The 14,854-nt window shown below is 60.4% G+C and carries 16 protein-coding genes, 1 tRNA gene and 1 pseudogene; 13 read left to right on the forward strand and 5 right to left on the reverse strand.

Features of this window, described 5'->3' with window-relative positions; genetic code table 11:
• The first annotated feature begins 431 nt into the window (after window positions 1-431).
• The 6 genes and pseudogenes from ACP7BZ_RS21685 to yidD all read left to right on the forward strand — a co-directional run bounded on the left by ACP7BZ_RS21685 (window position 432) and on the right by yidD (window position 3,739).
• Entirely contained in the window at window positions 432-890 is a 459-nt protein-coding gene (locus ACP7BZ_RS21685) for a hypothetical protein (RefSeq protein ID WP_426117049.1), read from the forward strand.
• An 88-nt stretch (window positions 891-978) separates the two neighbouring features.
• Entirely contained in the window at window positions 979-1,233 is a 255-nt protein-coding gene (locus ACP7BZ_RS21690; protein WP_426117051.1) for a hypothetical protein, read from the forward strand.
• Window positions 1,234-1,319: 86 nt separating this feature from the next.
• On the forward strand, window positions 1,320-1,910 hold the full coding sequence (locus ACP7BZ_RS21695) for a hypothetical protein (protein WP_426117053.1): 591 nt from the start codon (window positions 1,320-1,322) through the stop codon (window positions 1,908-1,910).
• A 150-nt stretch (window positions 1,911-2,060) separates the two neighbouring features.
• Window positions 2,061-2,861 (forward strand): annotated as a pseudogene (locus tag ACP7BZ_RS21700) (IS5 family transposase).
• Between the two features lie 204 nt (window positions 2,862-3,065).
• A tRNA-Gly gene (locus ACP7BZ_RS21705) sits at window positions 3,066-3,139 on the forward strand.
• A gap of 135 nt (window positions 3,140-3,274) precedes the next feature.
• Window positions 3,275-3,739 carry a membrane protein insertion efficiency factor YidD gene (yidD, locus tag ACP7BZ_RS21710; protein WP_426117055.1) on the forward strand — a complete coding sequence of 155 codons (465 nt, stop codon included), beginning with the start codon at window positions 3,275-3,277 and terminating at the stop codon, window positions 3,737-3,739.
• A 105-nt stretch (window positions 3,740-3,844) separates the two neighbouring features.
• Here yidD and ACP7BZ_RS21715 read toward each other — a convergent pair whose 3' ends face one another.
• A complete protein-coding gene (locus ACP7BZ_RS21715; RefSeq protein WP_426117057.1) occupies window positions 3,845-5,830 on the reverse strand; it encodes a PhoX family protein in 1,986 nt (661 codons plus the stop codon).
• A gap of 203 nt (window positions 5,831-6,033) precedes the next feature.
• Between ACP7BZ_RS21715 and trmB the strand changes: the two genes are divergently transcribed.
• The 4 genes from trmB to ACP7BZ_RS21735 all read left to right on the forward strand — a co-directional run bounded on the left by trmB (window position 6,034) and on the right by ACP7BZ_RS21735 (window position 8,094).
• The gene (gene trmB, locus ACP7BZ_RS21720) at window positions 6,034-6,717 is read left to right on the forward strand and encodes a tRNA (guanosine(46)-N7)-methyltransferase TrmB (RefSeq protein ID WP_426117170.1); all 684 of its coding nucleotides are present in this window, start codon (window positions 6,034-6,036) and stop codon (window positions 6,715-6,717) included.
• A 312-nt stretch (window positions 6,718-7,029) separates the two neighbouring features.
• The gene (locus ACP7BZ_RS21725; protein WP_426117059.1) at window positions 7,030-7,341 is read left to right on the forward strand and encodes an autorepressor SdpR family transcription factor; all 312 of its coding nucleotides are present in this window, start codon (window positions 7,030-7,032) and stop codon (window positions 7,339-7,341) included.
• Window positions 7,338-7,733, forward strand: a complete 396-nt coding sequence (locus tag ACP7BZ_RS21730; RefSeq protein WP_426117061.1) for a hypothetical protein — start codon at window positions 7,338-7,340, stop codon at window positions 7,731-7,733. The genes ACP7BZ_RS21725 and ACP7BZ_RS21730 overlap by 4 nt, the downstream gene beginning before the upstream one ends.
• Window positions 7,734-7,761: 28 nt before the next feature.
• The gene (locus ACP7BZ_RS21735) at window positions 7,762-8,094 is read left to right on the forward strand and encodes a rhodanese-like domain-containing protein (protein ID WP_426117063.1); all 333 of its coding nucleotides are present in this window, start codon (window positions 7,762-7,764) and stop codon (window positions 8,092-8,094) included.
• A 27-nt stretch (window positions 8,095-8,121) separates the two neighbouring features.
• Here the strand turns inward: ACP7BZ_RS21735 and recQ are convergent, their stop codons facing one another.
• Together recQ and ACP7BZ_RS21745 are read right to left on the reverse strand one after the other, a co-directional pair.
• Window positions 8,122-9,978 (reverse strand): DNA helicase RecQ, encoded by a 1,857-nt coding sequence (gene recQ, locus ACP7BZ_RS21740; protein ID WP_426117065.1) that lies wholly within the window; start codon window positions 9,976-9,978, stop codon window positions 8,122-8,124.
• A 16-nt stretch (window positions 9,979-9,994) separates the two neighbouring features.
• Window positions 9,995-10,825, reverse strand: a complete 831-nt coding sequence (locus tag ACP7BZ_RS21745) for an undecaprenyl-diphosphate phosphatase (protein ID WP_426117067.1) — start codon at window positions 10,823-10,825, stop codon at window positions 9,995-9,997.
• A gap of 298 nt (window positions 10,826-11,123) precedes the next feature.
• On the opposite strand from ACP7BZ_RS21745, the gene ACP7BZ_RS21750 reads away from it, so the two are divergent.
• The gene (locus ACP7BZ_RS21750) at window positions 11,124-12,071 is read left to right on the forward strand and encodes a sterol desaturase family protein (RefSeq protein ID WP_426117069.1); all 948 of its coding nucleotides are present in this window, start codon (window positions 11,124-11,126) and stop codon (window positions 12,069-12,071) included.
• Between the two features lie 7 nt (window positions 12,072-12,078).
• Here ACP7BZ_RS21750 and ACP7BZ_RS21755 read toward each other — a convergent pair whose 3' ends face one another.
• Both ACP7BZ_RS21755 and ACP7BZ_RS21760 read right to left on the reverse strand, forming a co-directional pair.
• The gene (locus tag ACP7BZ_RS21755) at window positions 12,079-12,354 is read right to left on the reverse strand and encodes a YkgJ family cysteine cluster protein (RefSeq protein WP_426117071.1); all 276 of its coding nucleotides are present in this window, start codon (window positions 12,352-12,354) and stop codon (window positions 12,079-12,081) included.
• Window positions 12,355-12,400: 46 nt separating this feature from the next.
• The gene (locus ACP7BZ_RS21760) at window positions 12,401-13,159 is read right to left on the reverse strand and encodes a YoaK family protein (protein ID WP_426117073.1); all 759 of its coding nucleotides are present in this window, start codon (window positions 13,157-13,159) and stop codon (window positions 12,401-12,403) included.
• 205 nt (window positions 13,160-13,364) lie between these two features.
• Here ACP7BZ_RS21760 and ACP7BZ_RS21765 point away from each other — a divergent pair, with 205 nt between their 5' ends.
• Window positions 13,365-14,039, forward strand: a complete 675-nt coding sequence (locus ACP7BZ_RS21765; protein WP_426117075.1) for a TetR/AcrR family transcriptional regulator — start codon at window positions 13,365-13,367, stop codon at window positions 14,037-14,039.
• A 160-nt stretch (window positions 14,040-14,199) separates the two neighbouring features.
• Window positions 14,200-14,853 (forward strand): protein-L-isoaspartate O-methyltransferase family protein, encoded by a 654-nt coding sequence (locus ACP7BZ_RS21770; protein WP_426117077.1) that lies wholly within the window; start codon window positions 14,200-14,202, stop codon window positions 14,851-14,853.
• Window position 14,854: the final 1 nt, after the last annotated feature.

The raw sequence follows: 14,854 nt of genomic DNA on the forward strand, positions 1-14,854 counted from the left end.
ACTGGTCGTCCCGCATGGTCATCACGACGGCGCGCTCCTGTGTCGTCAGATGGGTATAGATTTTCGGCATGGCAGCACCTTACAGCAAAGGGTGTTGCACTTGGTTTTAGAGGCTGCCCCTTCTCTACGTCCATACCGCTGGAGATCCAGTCGATTATCACTGGACTCGAACCTTCGTTTTTGGAGCACTTGCTGGGACGGCACTTTTTATTTTTAGGCGGCAGCAGAAAAACCGCAATTTACCTTGACGGCGGCTTTCCATCGTCCGCTTCGGGTCGGATGCGGCCAGTCAGCAAAAATTGCAACAAGTTCAGATTAGCAACATGCTAGACTTGTCCGAACAGCCGGATTTGGCCAAAAGCGGACCCGCCAATGGACGATCTCTCGACTTTGCGCTAACGTAAGAATTCAGTATCTGGACGACTTTGACCATGAAGAAAAACCTAGCGATTCCCGGAACACTATTTCAGATGGGGTTGTTTACGGTTTTATGCATTAGTTGCGTTATTGCGTTGATGCGTAAATTCCCCGCCCTTCACGATATTAATTTGGCACAATCAGGGTCAATATTGTCATTGTTTTGCACCGCTTGTGCGGTTATCCACCACATATGGTGGGACCTTGCTGATTCGGTCACTGACTTCGGAAGTAACTTCGTTATCCGCCGCAGAGGTAAGGTTATTTCGATCAAACTTGAAGAGATTGCTTGGGTTGGATTCTCTGTCCAACGGCCCCCGCTGGTGACTTTCCACTTTTATCACGCAAACATATTCGGTAAGGAAATCTCTTTCATTCCAGTTGGGGAGACTTGGCAGATTGCTATCGAGAAGAAGAGCTCAATTGCCGAACTGACAAATCATCGGCTTGTGGAAGCGAAAAAATTGACATAGGTAACGTCCGCAATGGGTCGATACCAGACGGCCAGTGGCAGACTGCTTTCGGCCAGAAGCGGCCGTTCAACTAACTTGGAAAAACAAGATGTGTATTGTTGGCTGGCCTGAAGAACCGGACGCAGACGGCGGCATACTTCCTGTGACGATTGTTGACGTAGATTTTCAGGGAACGCCGGAAGAGCTACGTGCAATTGGAGAGTTTCTGTTGAAGGCAGCGGCGGAAGTCGACCTTGCTGAGGCCAACAACTCGGCATTGTACTTAAGCGTTGATCTGGGAAATTCCAACCCTCGCGCCGAAGTTGGCCTCTCGGTTAACGTCGTGCGACATACCGAAGCCTGAGCGTCTGCAATGGGTCGAAAGTTGCCTTATACTGAACGCCCGAGATCGGTAACAGCGGACTTACGCGAAGAACAGAAGAGACGCTAATGTCGACCGCCATGCCAACAACAAATTTAAAAGATCAGGGCGATCAGTATTTGCCATTGTCGCCGCCACTTGCGCGCATTTGTTGGTTTTTGTCGGCGCTGCTGCTTTGGCTGTTCTTGAGTTCCTGTTTCGACTCGGTCGTCGTGTTCAATTATTCGACTGTACGGGAGCCTGCCGATCTAAAAACAACCACTTTTAGGATTACAGAGGTGCGCGACCGGACGCCAAATTTTAAAGTCCGATTCGGCGATGGGGAAACCACATGGCTGTCGTTTCCCGACCAGCTAGGCGGCGATCCCAAAGGCGGTCTCAAGATGCCGCAGATTACCGACGATGCCGGACGACAGCTCAAAGGCTGCATGGCCACGGCAAAAATAAGGGCGGTGCTCAGCTCGTTTGGAAGGGTAAATCAAGTCTGGGATCTCGATTGTCCGCAGGCGCATATCCACTACGGCCCTGAAGCGGCGGCAAGTCAAATCACACAGCATCCTAAGTTCGACCTGGCATTCAACCTGTTGATGGCAACGTTTTTGCTGTGCGGTGCGTACCTTACGGGCATGGTCGCCCATGCACTAGGTAAAAAACGATAGATGAAAAATCGTTGACGTTGTCTGGTGGTCCTGCTGATGCGTCGCTAAACGGCATGCTGTGAAAAACGTCTGCTTTGGGTCGATAGCGGACGTACGCTGACCCAGTTAGGGCACTAACATGGCGTCCGTGTTCGTAGACGGACTGATACCATGGCCCGAGCACTTCTTCCCGAAGACCTGTGGTCACTTATCGCAGCTCATCTTCCAACCCGTCGCCTATCGCCGAAAGGCGGCCGCCCGCGCATCGATGATCGTGCGGCCTTGACTGGAATCCTGTTTGTTCTTAAGACTGGAATACCGTGGGAGTACCTGCCGCGAGAACTTGGCTGCGGCAGTGGCATGACTTGCTGGCGTCGTCTTCACGAATGGATGCTAGCGGGCGTTTGGCAGCGCATCCACGAGGCGATTCTTCGACGGCTCCGAGAGCACGACCAGATCATGTGGGATCGAGCTTGCGTTGACGCTGCAAGCGTACCGGCACCTGCCGGGGCGAGCACACAGGCCGAAACCTAAGCGATCGCGGCAAACTCGGAAGCAAACACCATTTGCTGGTCGATGAGCGTGGGCTTCCGCTGGTAGCTCAGATCTCGGGCGCCCAAGTACACGACTCGCGTTTCCTCATCCCGCTGGTAGAGTCAATTCCCGCGGTTAAAGGGTTGGCTGGCCGTGCACGCAAACGTCCAGGTAAGCTGCATGCTGACCGAGCGTATGCTTCGAGAGTTCATCGGGCCTGGCTGCGCAGTCGGGGCATCGCGGCTCGGATCGCGCTACGGTGTAGATTCGCGCGAAAGGCTCGGACGGTGGCGTTGGGTCGTCGAGCGAACGTTGGGTTGGCTACACCGCTTCCGCAGATTGTGCATCCGACATGAGCGGCGAGCGGATGTGCACCAGGCTTTCCTGTCGCTTGCCTGCTCGCTCATCTGTTGGCGGTATGTCGAGAGGTTTTGTTAGGCGCTCTTAATCAAAGACACTCTGCCTGATTTTCTTTCGAGTCCTCTCAGTCTTTTACCAGATTTTCTGCGTTAGTAGAATGTAGTGTCCGACATCGCGGCGAGCGCCATCACATCCTTGCGAGGGCGAGCATCGTACTTTCGATCACACTTGCAATGGCGAAATTTGTCGAATACGCCAGAACCCGCGTAGAATGCGGGTGTCGCGGGTGTAGCTCAATGGTAGAGCAGAAGCTTCCCAAGCTTACGACGAGGGTTCGATTCCCTTCACCCGCTCCAGTCATCACGGCGCAGCTGTACGGCCTGCCACAGGTCCGTTGCACAGGCTGAGCGCTCGCTGCGAACGTGAGCGCCACCCGATTCCTTGAATTTGAGCAATATGCTAGGCTCAAATTTTTGCTTCCGGCGCCCTCCGTGAAATCCCTTGCCCTGTACGCCATCCGGCTCTATCAACGTTACCTGTCGCCCTACAAGGGGTTTTCGTGCGCCTATGCGGCCGTGTGCGGGCATGCCAGCTGTTCCGCTCTGGGTTACCGGGCGATCCGCCGGTTTGGCCTGTGGCGCGGCGTTGGCGTGCTCGATCAGCGCCTGTACCGTTGCGGCGTGGCGTACCGGCGCCTGCAGCGCGTCACCCTGGCGGTGCCCCGTTCGCGTCAGGCAGGCATCATCGATTGCGGCGGCTGTGATGTGCCATCTAGCTGCGATCTGCCCTGTCACGGCCCGCACGGCTGCCACCTGCCGCATCTGTTTGATGGGTGCGATCTGAGCAGCTGCGGCGGTGACTGCAACTGGCGCCGCCGCCAGCCGCCAGTCGACCAGGATCAACAGCAGGCCGAAGAGGCGGCGCTGCCCGTGCGCAGCCGGCGCGCCGGGCCGTAGTGCCAACGCCAACGCCAACGCCAACGCCAACGCCAACGCAAACGCAAACGGCCGGTGCCACCATTGGGCACCGGCCGTTTTTTGCTGAACTGCTGAACTGAGGAATTACGCTTTGTTCAGCTTGATCTGGCTCACTTCCGCCGTCAGATAACCCACGGCAGCGCCAAATTTATCCTTGTAGTTGGCGCGGATCAGGGGATCGAGCTGGGTTTTGACTTTGCCGTGGATGCCGCCCCAGTCGCCGGCGTGCTGGAAGTTGCTCATGATGTAAGTCCAGCCATTGACCTCATCGACCGCGTGCAGGCCGGTCGACTCGCCGCCGGACGGGATCGACATGATGCGCGAGAGCGCCTTGGTGTCGACGTTGTAGGCCCACAGGAAGTTGTTGACGTGCTGGCTGCTGTCTTCGCCGATGAACAGGGTGCGCATTTTCTCCGAGAATTTCAGATTGTCGGGATTGGCGATCTTGTCCGGGTTGGCGGTGTTGCCCAGATCATCGGCGGCGATGTCTTCGCCCGTCAGCAGCGCCTTGGTGTCGGCCGGCATCCATTCGCTGTCGATGGCGGCGCCGATGCTGTCCTTTTGTCCGCCGGTCAGGTTCAGCATCATGACGGCACCAGCATCGAGCGCCTTCGGAATCGAGATGCCATTGCCGGGCACGTTAAAGGTATTGCCGGCGACCATGGAGCCCTGGCAGTTCTGCAGCGCCGAGTAGGCGATCTTGTCGTGGATGTTGACGGTGGTGCCTTCCATCTTGGTAAAGCCCATCGACGCGCCCACCAGTGCGGCGTAGCGGTGGGTTTCCAGGAAGGCGGCCGCTTTTTGCATGTTCGGCATCACTTTGATCCACTCGACGCGGCCGTTGGCGGTCACCTTGGTGAAGGTGGTGTCCTTCGGATCGTTGATGCGCACATCCATGACGTCGAGCGGTTTGAGGGTATTGGCCAGCTGGCGGATTTCCGCGCTGGAGGCCGAACCGAGCTTGATCCAGGTCAGCGGCGCGGCGCTGGCGGCGGGGTCGAGCGAAAAGCCGGCGCCCACTTTTGCCACGTACAGGCTGCCCGCCGACAAGTCTTTGGCAACGTCGGCGATGAACACGAAATAGCCGCTGTTGGTGGCGTCGTCGCCCATGATGACGGTGCGGTTGTCCGGCATCACCTGCACCAGCTCGTGCGAAATACGGCCCATGCAGTAATGCTTCTTGATCGAGGCGGTGCCATCGACGTTGACCGTCACTTCCGGCAGGTGGCCGTAGTTGTACGGGTTGGCGGCCGTTTCGCTACCGTACAGATTTTTGCTGTAGGCCTTGAACTGGGGATCGGTGGAGGCAAGGTAGGCGTTCGGCTCGTATTCTTCGCTCGACAAGTGGGTGCCCCATGGCGACAGGCTGGCGCCGCAGGTGATCCACAGGCCATTGACGGAGGCGGTGTCGACGTTGTGGTATTTCACCAGGCTCAGTTTGCCCGTGGTGGTGTCCTGGTCGAGCGTGAGCACGGCAATCGGCGACGGCAGTCTGCCGTACATGCTGGTGGTGCCATCCTGCGCCCAGGTGGTGTATTCGAACTGCACCACGGCAAACACGGTGTTGCCCTTGACGCCAGCGACCTTGGCATTCGGTACCGTCAGCAAGGAGGTGCCGTCTGGCGAATCGGAAAAAAACTGGCGGTTTTTGCCAGCCACCGTGGTGTCGATGATGGGCTGGTTGTTGATGTCGACATAGCCGCCGGCCAGGATCTTGCCACCGTTGCCATCGTTGACCAGATCGCCCGTCATGAAGAACGGCTGGTACGCGAGCTTGAACTCGACTTTCGACAGGTCGGTGAAGGTGGCCGTCATCGACGAGCCCACCGAGGTGGTGGCCATGGCGGCAGCATTGTTCAGGTTGGGTGCGGCCATGCCGCTGAAGCTGACGCTGGCGAACGATACCGGGGTCGGTGCCGGCGTCACCACGGGCAGGGGAACGCCCGGGTCAGCACCGCCGCCGCAGCCGGCCAGCAGGGCGGCCGACGACAGGCCAGCCAGTGGGAGCAGGGGGGCGGCGCCAAACAGTTGCAACAGACGGCGACGCGACAGATCGGTAACAGCATTCATGTAACACTCCAGGGTGGATAAACGCGGGGCAACTGCGTGGGCAGTTTGCCAATATTGTTGGCGCAGTGTAGCCAACGAATATGTCAGGAAGATGACGCTGCCCCGCCATGTTCGGCCACCGCCGTGCGATATAATGGCGGCCGCATTCGACTCTCCCCTGGCCTTCCATGTCCGCAGAAAACCCTTCCAGCAGTGGCCGTGCCATGCTGTACGATCCCACCGAGCACCGCATCCGCAGCTTCGTCACCCGCGCCGGCCGGCTGTCGATCGCGCAGGCGCGCGCGCTCGAAGAACTGGGCCCGCAATTTCTGATCGGCTACCGCAAGGCGCCGCTCGATTTCGTCGACGCCTTCGGCCGCACGGCGCCGGTGGTGCTGGAAATTGGCTTTGGCATGGGCGCGACCACCTCGCATATCGCCAAGGCCATGCCAGGCACCGATTTTATCGGCGTGGAAGTGCATACCCCCGGGGTCGGCAGCCTGCTCAAGCAGATCGGCGAAGAAGGGTTGACCAACCTGCGCCTGATCCAGCACGATGCCGTCGAAGTGCTCAATCAAATGATCCCCGATGCCTCGCTGGCGGGGGTGCACGTGTTCTTTCCCGATCCCTGGCACAAGGCGCGCCACAACAAGCGGCGCCTGCTGCAAGCGCCGTTCGTCAAGCTGCTGGCCGAGAAACTGGCGCCAGGCGGCTACCTGCACTGCGCCACCGACTGGGAAGATTACGCCGTCCAGATGCTCGACGTGCTGGGCAGCGAGCCGCTGCTCCACAATACCGTCGAGGGCTATGCGCCGCAACCGGCCTACCGCCCGCTGACCAAGTTTGAAAACCGCGGTATTAAGCTGGGGCATGGGGTGTGGGATTTGGTGTTTATCAAACAAAAGTAAAAACCACCTTTTGTTTGGGCTTGAAGTGAGAAGCGAAGGTGAACACCGGCTTACAGGCGCAAAGATGGTCAGGTAAGAATCACTGGCGAAGCCAGTGATTCTTAGGGGGACGTCAACCCGATGCTGATCTGCGTTTGCCTCGGGGGCGTAGGCTTGTGGCCCGCATGCGCTGCGATGGCCGTTTTGGCCTAACGCCGCGATGCCGGCAGCAGGGGGCTGGCACCGCTGGTGCCTGTCCCATTTTTCCCAACATCCACAGCATGCTGTGATTTTCATTTGACATAGTTCGATGCTTAGCTAATAATCTAATCCATGAACACTGTCTTCAAAGCCCTGTCCGACCCCACCCGCCGCTCCGTGCTGCAGTTGCTGCAGGCGGGGCCGCTGGGCGCCGGTGAAATTGCCGCCCAGTTCGCCGTATCGAAGCCGACCATGTCGGCCCACTTCGCCGTCCTCGCCGAGGCAGGGCTGATCGTCGCTGACAAGCAGGGCCGGGCGATCACCTACCACCTCAATATGTCCGTACTCGAAGAAGCGCTGCTCGGGTTTGCCGGCGTGTTCGGCCTGCAGCTGCAGCGCGCCACCCCACCATTGCGTTCCCCACACCTGAAGGGAAAGTCATGAATCTGACGCATCACGACCGTACTCAACTGCTGCGCGCTCTGCTCGCCGCTGGCATCCTGCTACTGACGGCAGGTGTTTCGAAAATCGCGTCGCCCGCCTTCCTCAGCGCCGATGGCGCCGCGCGCCTGCTCGGCATCGCGATGGGCGCGCTGGTGGTCATGTATGCCAACCAGGCACCAAAAATTCTCGCGCCGCTGGCATCGCGCTGCAGCGCCGCCCACACGCAGGCGCTGCGCCGCTTCACCGGCTGGGCACTGGTGCTCGGTGGCCTCGGCTACATGGCAGCATGGCTGCTGGCACCGGTCGACCAGGCGGCAACGCTGGCGCTGGCGCTGCTGGGAACCGCCTTTGCGCTGGTGCTGCTACGCCTGCTGCATGCGATTGTCCATTGATGTTTAACTCAAGCAATGGGGAGCGCACATGGTCGCCTGGCTATTCGGCTTGAAAAACGTGCCGCCGGCGGCCCTGCACGACCGCCTGGGCGCGGTAGTGGTGGTCGACGTCAACAGCATCCACAGCTGGACGGCTGCGCACGTGCCGCAGGCGCGCCGGCTCGCCCCCTTGAACTTCACGGCCGCCGACCTGCCAGCCGAGCGCACCACGCCGCTCGTGTTTTATTGTTCGAACTGGCTGTGCAGCAAAGCGCCGAATGCAGCGCGGCGAGCCCGCCAGATGGGGTTTAGCGATGTCGCCGTGATGTCGGCGGGAATCGCCGGCTGGCAGGCGGCCGGCCTGCCGACTGCAAGCGGTTGACGGGCTGACAATGAGGGAAGAGCTTCCCTAGGCCATCTCGTTGATGATGGCAACAATCTCGTCGCCATACGACACCAGCTTTTTCTCGCCGACTCCCGTCACGCCGCGTAAATCGTCGATCGACGACGGCTTGACCTTGGCGATTTCGCGTAAGGTCGCATCGACGAAAATGACGTAAGCGGGCACGCCGTGGGCGCGCGCCGTTTCCACCCGCCACCAGCGCAGCTTCTCGAAAATCGCCTGTTCCGATTTCGACAGTTCCATCTCCAGATGCGGCTTGGCCGCAGCGCCCGGCGCACGCTTTTGCTTGACCGGTTTTTGATACTGGCGCAACTGCACCTGCTGGCCGCCTTTTAATACAGGGCGCGCCGCATCGGTCAGTTTCAAGGAGCTGTAGACTTCGTGGTCGACCGTCACCAGGCCCAGCGCAATCGCCTGGCGCAGGATGGCGCGCCACTCCTGCTCGCTGCGTTCGGCGCCGATGCCGTATACCGACAGGGCGTCGTGGTGCCACTGGGTGATGCGCTCGGACGAAACGCCGCGCAGCACATCGATCACATGGCCGGCAGCAAAACGCTGGTCGACCCGGTAAATCGTCGACAGCAGCTTTTGCACCGGCACCGTGCCATCGAACGACACGGGTGGCAGCAGGCAGGTATCGCAATTGCCGCACGGGCTGGCCCGTTCGCCAAAATATTCGAGCAGGCGCACGCGCCGGCAGGTGAGCGTTTCGCACAGCCCCAGCATGGCGTCGAGCTTCATCGACAGCACCCGCTTGAAACTGTCGTCGGCATCCGATTCGTCGATCATGCGACGCTGCAGCACCACGTCCTGCAAGCCATACGCCATCCAGGCCGAAGCCGGCATGCCGTCACGGCCGCCGCGGCCCGTCTCCTGGTAATAACCCTCGATGCTTTTCGGCAGATCGAGGTGGCAGACAAAGCGCACGTCCGGCTTGTCGATACCCATGCCGAAGGCAATCGTGGCGACCATCACGATGTGTTCTTCGCGCAGGAACTTGGCCTGGTTGGCGCTGCGCTTGGCGTACTCCATGCCGGCGTGGTACGGCAGCGCGCGGATGCCGTTTTCGTTCAAAAATTCGGCGGTCTCTTCGACCTTCTTGCGCGACAGGCAGTAGACAATGCCGGCGTCGCCCGCATGCTCGGTGCTGATGAAGTCGAGCAACTGCTTGCGGCCATTGGCCTTTTCGACGATCTGGTAACGGATATTCGGGCGGTCGAACGACGAGACGAATTCGCGCGCCTCGCCCAGTTGCAGGCGCAGGGCGATTTCAGCGCGCGTCTGGTGGTCGGCGGTGGCGGTTAAGGCGATTCGCGGGACGTTGGGGAAACGCTCGTGCAGGATCGATAGCTTGATGTATTCAGGCCGGAAGTCATGCCCCCATTGCGACACGCAGTGCGCTTCGTCGATGGCGAACAGGGCGATGTTCGACGCTTCGAACAGTTCGAGGCAACGGGGCGTCATCAGGCGCTCCGGCGCCACGTAGACCAGGTCGATGCCGCCCGTGCGCACCAGCCGCTCGATGCGCGATGCTTCTTCGTAGGTCTGGGTCGAATTGAGGAAGGCGGCGCGCACGCCCACTTCGGCCAGCGCATCGACCTGGTCTTGCATCAACGCGATCAGCGGCGACACCACCACGCCGACACCATCGCGCAGCAGGGCGGGAATCTGGTAACACAGCGACTTGCCGCCCCCGGTCGGCATCAGCACCAGGGCGTCGCCGCCGCTGGCGACGTGTTCGACGATCTCGGCCTGCTGGCCGCGAAAGGCCGGGTAGCCGAACACAGTGTCGAGAATGGCCAGCGCGCGCGCGCCCAGGTCACTGGTGCTGCTGCCGGCGTCGTCCATCAGATTGCTGCTCATAGCGTGGTTCAAACCCTTACTCGACCCATTGCACCCACCCGTAATGGGCACTGGCGATGATAACAATACCGAAGGCGATGCGGTACCAGGCGAACCACGTGAAGTCGTGCGAACTGATGTAACGCAGCAGCCAGCGCACGCACAGGAATGCCGACACGAAGGCGGCAAAGCCGCCGATGCCAAACAGCGGCAGGTCGGCCAGCGACAGCATGGCGCGTTCCTTGTAGACCGAATAGACGGTGGCCGCCAGCAGCGTGGGAATGGCGAGGAAGAACGAGAATTCGGTGGCCGCCTTGCGCGACAGGCCCAGCATCATGCCGCCAATGATGGTGGCACCCGAGCGGCTGGTGCCGGGAATTAAGGCAAAGGCCTGGGCACAGCCGACCTTGAAGGCATCCATTGCCGTCATGTCGTCGACCGAATCGATGCGCGCGATATTGCCTTGCTGGCGCTGGCGTTTTTCCACCCACAGGATGATCAGGCCGCCGACGATGAAGGCCAGCGCCACTGGCACCGGGGCGAACAAATGGGCCTTGATCATCTTGCTAAACAGCAGGCCCAGGATGGCGGCTGGCAAAAAAGCGACGAACAGGTTGAGGACGAATTTTTGCTGCTTGCGCTCGCCGATGCCGCTGAACACCGCCTTGATACGCGCACGGAATTCCCACATCACGGCGAGAATGGCGCCGGCCTGGATGGCGATATCGAATACCTTGGCGCGCTCGTCAGTAAAGTTGAGCAGGCTGCCAGCGAGAATTAAGTGACCCGTGGAAGAAATCGGCAGAAATTCGGTGAAACCTTCCACCAGGCCCATGACAATGGCTTTGATCGCGAGAATGAGATCCATGTATGTTTTCGAAGAGGTGAGAGAAGCGGTGAGAGAAGCGGTGAGAGAAGCGGTGAGAGAAGCGGTGAGGAAAGTGGTGTAAGCGTCGGCGAAATACGCGCTGCGCAAAACGAATCGGCAGCGGCCTTGCGCGCAGCGCTGCGCAGGAACCGCGCCGAAGCTTACCACGAGCGGCCCCCTTGCTGCCGCGCTGCCGGCCCGATCGGAGCCTGTTTTTTGCGCGGCGGCGCCGCCAGGCTTGGTCGGACGCGGCAGCCGCGCTATCATCGACGGCACGCACGCTGAAGGGGGATGACAGATGATCACTGCATTACAGGAAACGCTGGCGGGACTGCTGGGCACCAACGTCGACTGGAAGCAAGTCTTGCTGGCCGGCGCCACGCCGTTTTTCCTGCTCGCCTTCGTGGTCGAATGGCGCGGTGCGCGCCGGCGCGGTCAGCAGGCCAGTTTTCAGTGGAAAGAAATTCTCGCCAACGTCGCCCTTGGCAGCGCCTACCAGGTGGCCGAAGCGCTGGCCTGGGTGCTGGCGACAGGGGCGATTTTTTCCTGGGTGTACCAGCATCGGCTGTGGACCATCGCCGTCAATGGCTGGACCGTGTTACCGATTTTTGTGCTGTTCGAAGCGTGTTATTACTGCTTTCACCGCAGCTCGCACCGGGTGCGCTGGTGGTGGGCCGCGCATGTCCCCCATCACAGCGGCGAAACCATGAATTTCAGCACGGCCGCGCGCCAGAGCGTGCTCAATGTGGTCGTCGGCTCCTTCATTTTTTATGTGCCGCCCGTCTGGCTGGGGGTGCCGCCGGCGGTGGTGATGTTCATGCTGGCGGTCGATCTGGTCTACCAGTATTTTGTCCACACAGAAGCGATCGGCACATTGCCGCGCTGGTACGAAGCGATTTTTAATACGCCATCGCACCACCGCGTCCACCACGGCCGCAACCGTCAATACATCGACAAAAATTATGGCGGTGTGCTGATCATCTTCGACCGCCTGTTCGGCACCTTCGCGGAGGAAAAGGAAAAGGTCGAGTACGGCATCCCGCGGCAAATTCGTTCGTATAATTTTCTGGTGCTCAATCTGCACGAACTGGTCGACCTGCTGCGCGACGTCGCCGCGCCGGGGCCGCTGCGGCAGCGCCTGCGCCACCTGTGGATGCCGCCGGACTGGCAGCGGCCCGGCCATGTGCCGCGGCACACGTGGACGGTCGAGCGGCGCGATGCGGCAGCCGAGCAGGCGCCGCCCTGACGGCGACTTAGCTGGGGACGGGCGCGGTGGCGATTTCCAGCGCGGTCAGCCACATCATCGCCTCGACCCGGCTGGCGCCGCACATCTCGGCCGATGGCTGCAAACCCGCACAAAAACCCGGCCGCCCGGCTTGGCCAAAGATCAGGCACAAGTGGTTGTCGCCCAGCTGGATGCAGCGCACGCCCGCCGGCTTGCCGTTCGGCATGCCCGGGATGGGGCTGGTGATCGACGGCGCCGTGCAGCAGGCGCCGCAGTCGGGGCGGCATTCAAAGGACGTCAACATGGGCAAAAAACCAGGGCAGGGCGCGCGCGGGGGGCCAGTATAGCGCTCACGCCAGCGGCCGCCGGCGGTAATTGCGCACGTCATCCATCATCGGCACCGCCGCCAGCGCCAGCAGCAAGGCGGCCAGCGGCAAGGTGGTGGCGTAGCCGACATACCGAAAACCGTAGGCACCCATGAAGGCGCCAGCGGTGAAGCAGCCGGCCAGGCCGAATAACAGGCGCAGGTGGGCACGGTCGGCGTGCACCGGCGGCAGATCGTCATGCCTGCCCGAATGCCAGTAAAACATCCGCCCCAGCTCGATGCCGATGTCGGTGACGATGCCGGTGATGTGGGTGGTGCGGATTTCGGCGCCCGATAATTTGGTAATCAGCGCATTTTGCAAGCCCATCACGAAGCACAGCAGGGCCATGGTGAAGGGCAGGGTCAGCGGATGACGCTCATTGAGTTGCGCGCCTACCACACCAAAACACAGCAGCAGCAGCGCTTCCAGCATCAGCGGCATCGCGTATTGACTGTGTAACTGGCGCCGGCGCGCGAAGTTGACCATCAGCGACGAGACGGCAGCACCGATCACGAAGGCCCCCAGCGCCGCCAGGCCCAGTGGAATGGCATTGCTGTGCCCCAGCACGGCATTGTCTGCCATTGCCGAAACGATGCCGGTCATGTGCGAGGTGTACTGTTTGACGGCCAGGAACCCCCCCGCATTGAGGGCGCCGGCGATGAAGGCAAGCACCATCCCGAGTTGCTGGTTTGCGCGCTGGACGCGCTGGGCGCCGGCCAGAGTGCGGGCAAATTGAACGGGCATGTAAACTCCTCAGCTTGGTGAAACATCATACTCCACCGGCCGTTCGCTTGACGCTGGACGACTGCCCCGCCTACTATTAGTGACCCGTGGTTAATTAATTTAATTCACAATTGGCGGGCCAAAAGTGTTGTCAAAAAACTCAAATGGCGTCGGTCCGGGTCATATTCTTTCCTCCATTGCAATAAAGATAGAGCAGGTCCATCGCATGTCATGCCCGTTTGACCCCAAGCCGCGCTGGGAACGCCGAAAAGATGCGCGTCCGCAGGAAGTGCTGGCGGCTGCGCTGGACCTGTTTGTCGAGCGCGGCTTTGCTTCCACCCGGCTGGAAGACGTCGCCCGCTGCGCCGGCGTGTCGAAAGGCACGCTCTACCTGTATTTTGCCAGCAAGGAAGAGCTGTTCAAGGCGGTGGTGCGCGCCAGCATCGTGCCGATCATCGGCGAGGCCGAAGACACCATCGCCCATTTCGACGGTCCCAGCGATCAACTGATGCGCACCGTCATCATGGGCTGGTGGCAGCGCAGCGGCGAATGCAAAACCTCGGGCATCCCGAAGCTGATCATGGCAGAAGCCGGTAATTTCCCCGACATTGCCAGTTTTTACAAAGATGAAGTGATCAACCGCGGCAGCCGCATGATTGCCAGCATGCTCGAGCGCGCCATCGCGCGCGGGGAATTCCGTCCTGTCAACGTCGCCGCCATGACCCAGGTGCTGATCGCCCCCATGCTCATGCTGATGACCTGGAAACACTCGGTGGGCCCGTGCGACCACGCCGATCTCGACCCGCACACCTTTCTTGCTACCTTCCTCGACATGGCCTTGCACGGCTTGAGCGCGCCCGCTGCAGTCGTCCCCGCAGTCGTCCCCGCAGGCATCCCATAAGCGGCGCCGCAGCCACGTCGCCCCTATCCGACGTTCAGCCCCTTCAAACTGCAGACTGTCGCAATTTCAGGCGGTCTGAGATTGCTTGTCGTTAAGATGTCTGGGTGCGGTCCGTTCACGATAAAATATCGCATTATCATTTTCCCCACCGAGTCTCACCATGAATATTGAACAAGCCCGTTTTAACATGATCGAACAGCAGATCCGCCCCTGGAACGTGCTGGACCAGGACGTGCTCGATACCCTGGTGGTGGTCAAGCGCGAGCAGTTCGTGCCGGAAGCGGCGCGGGCGCTGGCCTTTGTCGACACCGAAATTCCCCTCGGCAGCGGGCAGTTCATGTTCACGCCCAAGCTGGAAGCGCGCATTTTGCAGGAAGTGCAACTGAAAAAACACGAGACCGTGCTGGAAATCGGCAGCGGCAGCGGCTACATGGCCGCCCTGCTGGCCCATAAAGGCCGCTCGGTGACCACGGTCGAAAACGTGCCAGCCCTCAAAACGTTGGCAGAAAGCAATCTGGCGAATGCCGGTGTGAGCAATGTCACCGTCGAACTGGGCAATGGCGCGCAGGGCTGGGAGCATGGCGCACCCTACGACGTCATCGTCATTTCCGGCGCCCTCGAAGTGCTGCCGGAAGCGTTCCTCAAGCAGGTCAAGGTGGGCGGTCGCATCGCCGCCATCATCGGCCAGGCGCCGGTGATGTCGTGCAACATCATCACGCGCGTCTCCGACAGCGGTTACGACACCGTCAAGGTGTTCGAGACCAATGTGGCTTATCTGGCCGACGCCGCCGTGGTTTCCCACTTCACGTTCTGAA

The organism is Massilia sp. PWRC2 (assembly GCF_049896725.1).
Taxonomy (GTDB): Bacteria; Pseudomonadota; Gammaproteobacteria; order Burkholderiales; family Burkholderiaceae_D; genus JAFCUW01.

Coding starts and splice junctions, on each gene's coding strand:
- ACP7BZ_RS21735 (WP_426117063.1), top strand. CDS start 7,762: ATGGTCGCCTGGCTATTCGGCTTGAAAAACGTGCCGCCGGCGGCCCTG.
- ACP7BZ_RS21760 (WP_426117073.1), bottom strand. CDS start 13,159: ATGCCCGTTCAATTTGCCCGCACTCTGGCCGGCGCCCAGCGCGTCCAG.
- ACP7BZ_RS21755 (WP_426117071.1), bottom strand. CDS start 12,354: ATGTTGACGTCCTTTGAATGCCGCCCCGACTGCGGCGCCTGCTGCACG.
- trmB (WP_426117170.1), top strand. CDS start 6,034: ATGCTGTACGATCCCACCGAGCACCGCATCCGCAGCTTCGTCACCCGC.
- ACP7BZ_RS21770 (WP_426117077.1), top strand. CDS start 14,200: ATGAATATTGAACAAGCCCGTTTTAACATGATCGAACAGCAGATCCGC.
- ACP7BZ_RS21690 (WP_426117051.1), top strand. CDS start 979: ATGTGTATTGTTGGCTGGCCTGAAGAACCGGACGCAGACGGCGGCATA.
- ACP7BZ_RS21730 (WP_426117061.1), top strand. CDS start 7,338: ATGAATCTGACGCATCACGACCGTACTCAACTGCTGCGCGCTCTGCTC.
- recQ (WP_426117065.1), bottom strand. CDS start 9,978: ATGAGCAGCAATCTGATGGACGACGCCGGCAGCAGCACCAGTGACCTG.
- ACP7BZ_RS21765 (WP_426117075.1), top strand. CDS start 13,365: ATGTCATGCCCGTTTGACCCCAAGCCGCGCTGGGAACGCCGAAAAGAT.
- ACP7BZ_RS21715 (WP_426117057.1), bottom strand. CDS start 5,830: ATGAATGCTGTTACCGATCTGTCGCGTCGCCGTCTGTTGCAACTGTTT.
- ACP7BZ_RS21745 (WP_426117067.1), bottom strand. CDS start 10,825: ATGGATCTCATTCTCGCGATCAAAGCCATTGTCATGGGCCTGGTGGAA.
- ACP7BZ_RS21725 (WP_426117059.1), top strand. CDS start 7,030: ATGAACACTGTCTTCAAAGCCCTGTCCGACCCCACCCGCCGCTCCGTG.
- ACP7BZ_RS21685 (WP_426117049.1), top strand. CDS start 432: ATGAAGAAAAACCTAGCGATTCCCGGAACACTATTTCAGATGGGGTTG.
- ACP7BZ_RS21695 (WP_426117053.1), top strand. CDS start 1,320: ATGTCGACCGCCATGCCAACAACAAATTTAAAAGATCAGGGCGATCAG.
- ACP7BZ_RS21750 (WP_426117069.1), top strand. CDS start 11,124: ATGATCACTGCATTACAGGAAACGCTGGCGGGACTGCTGGGCACCAAC.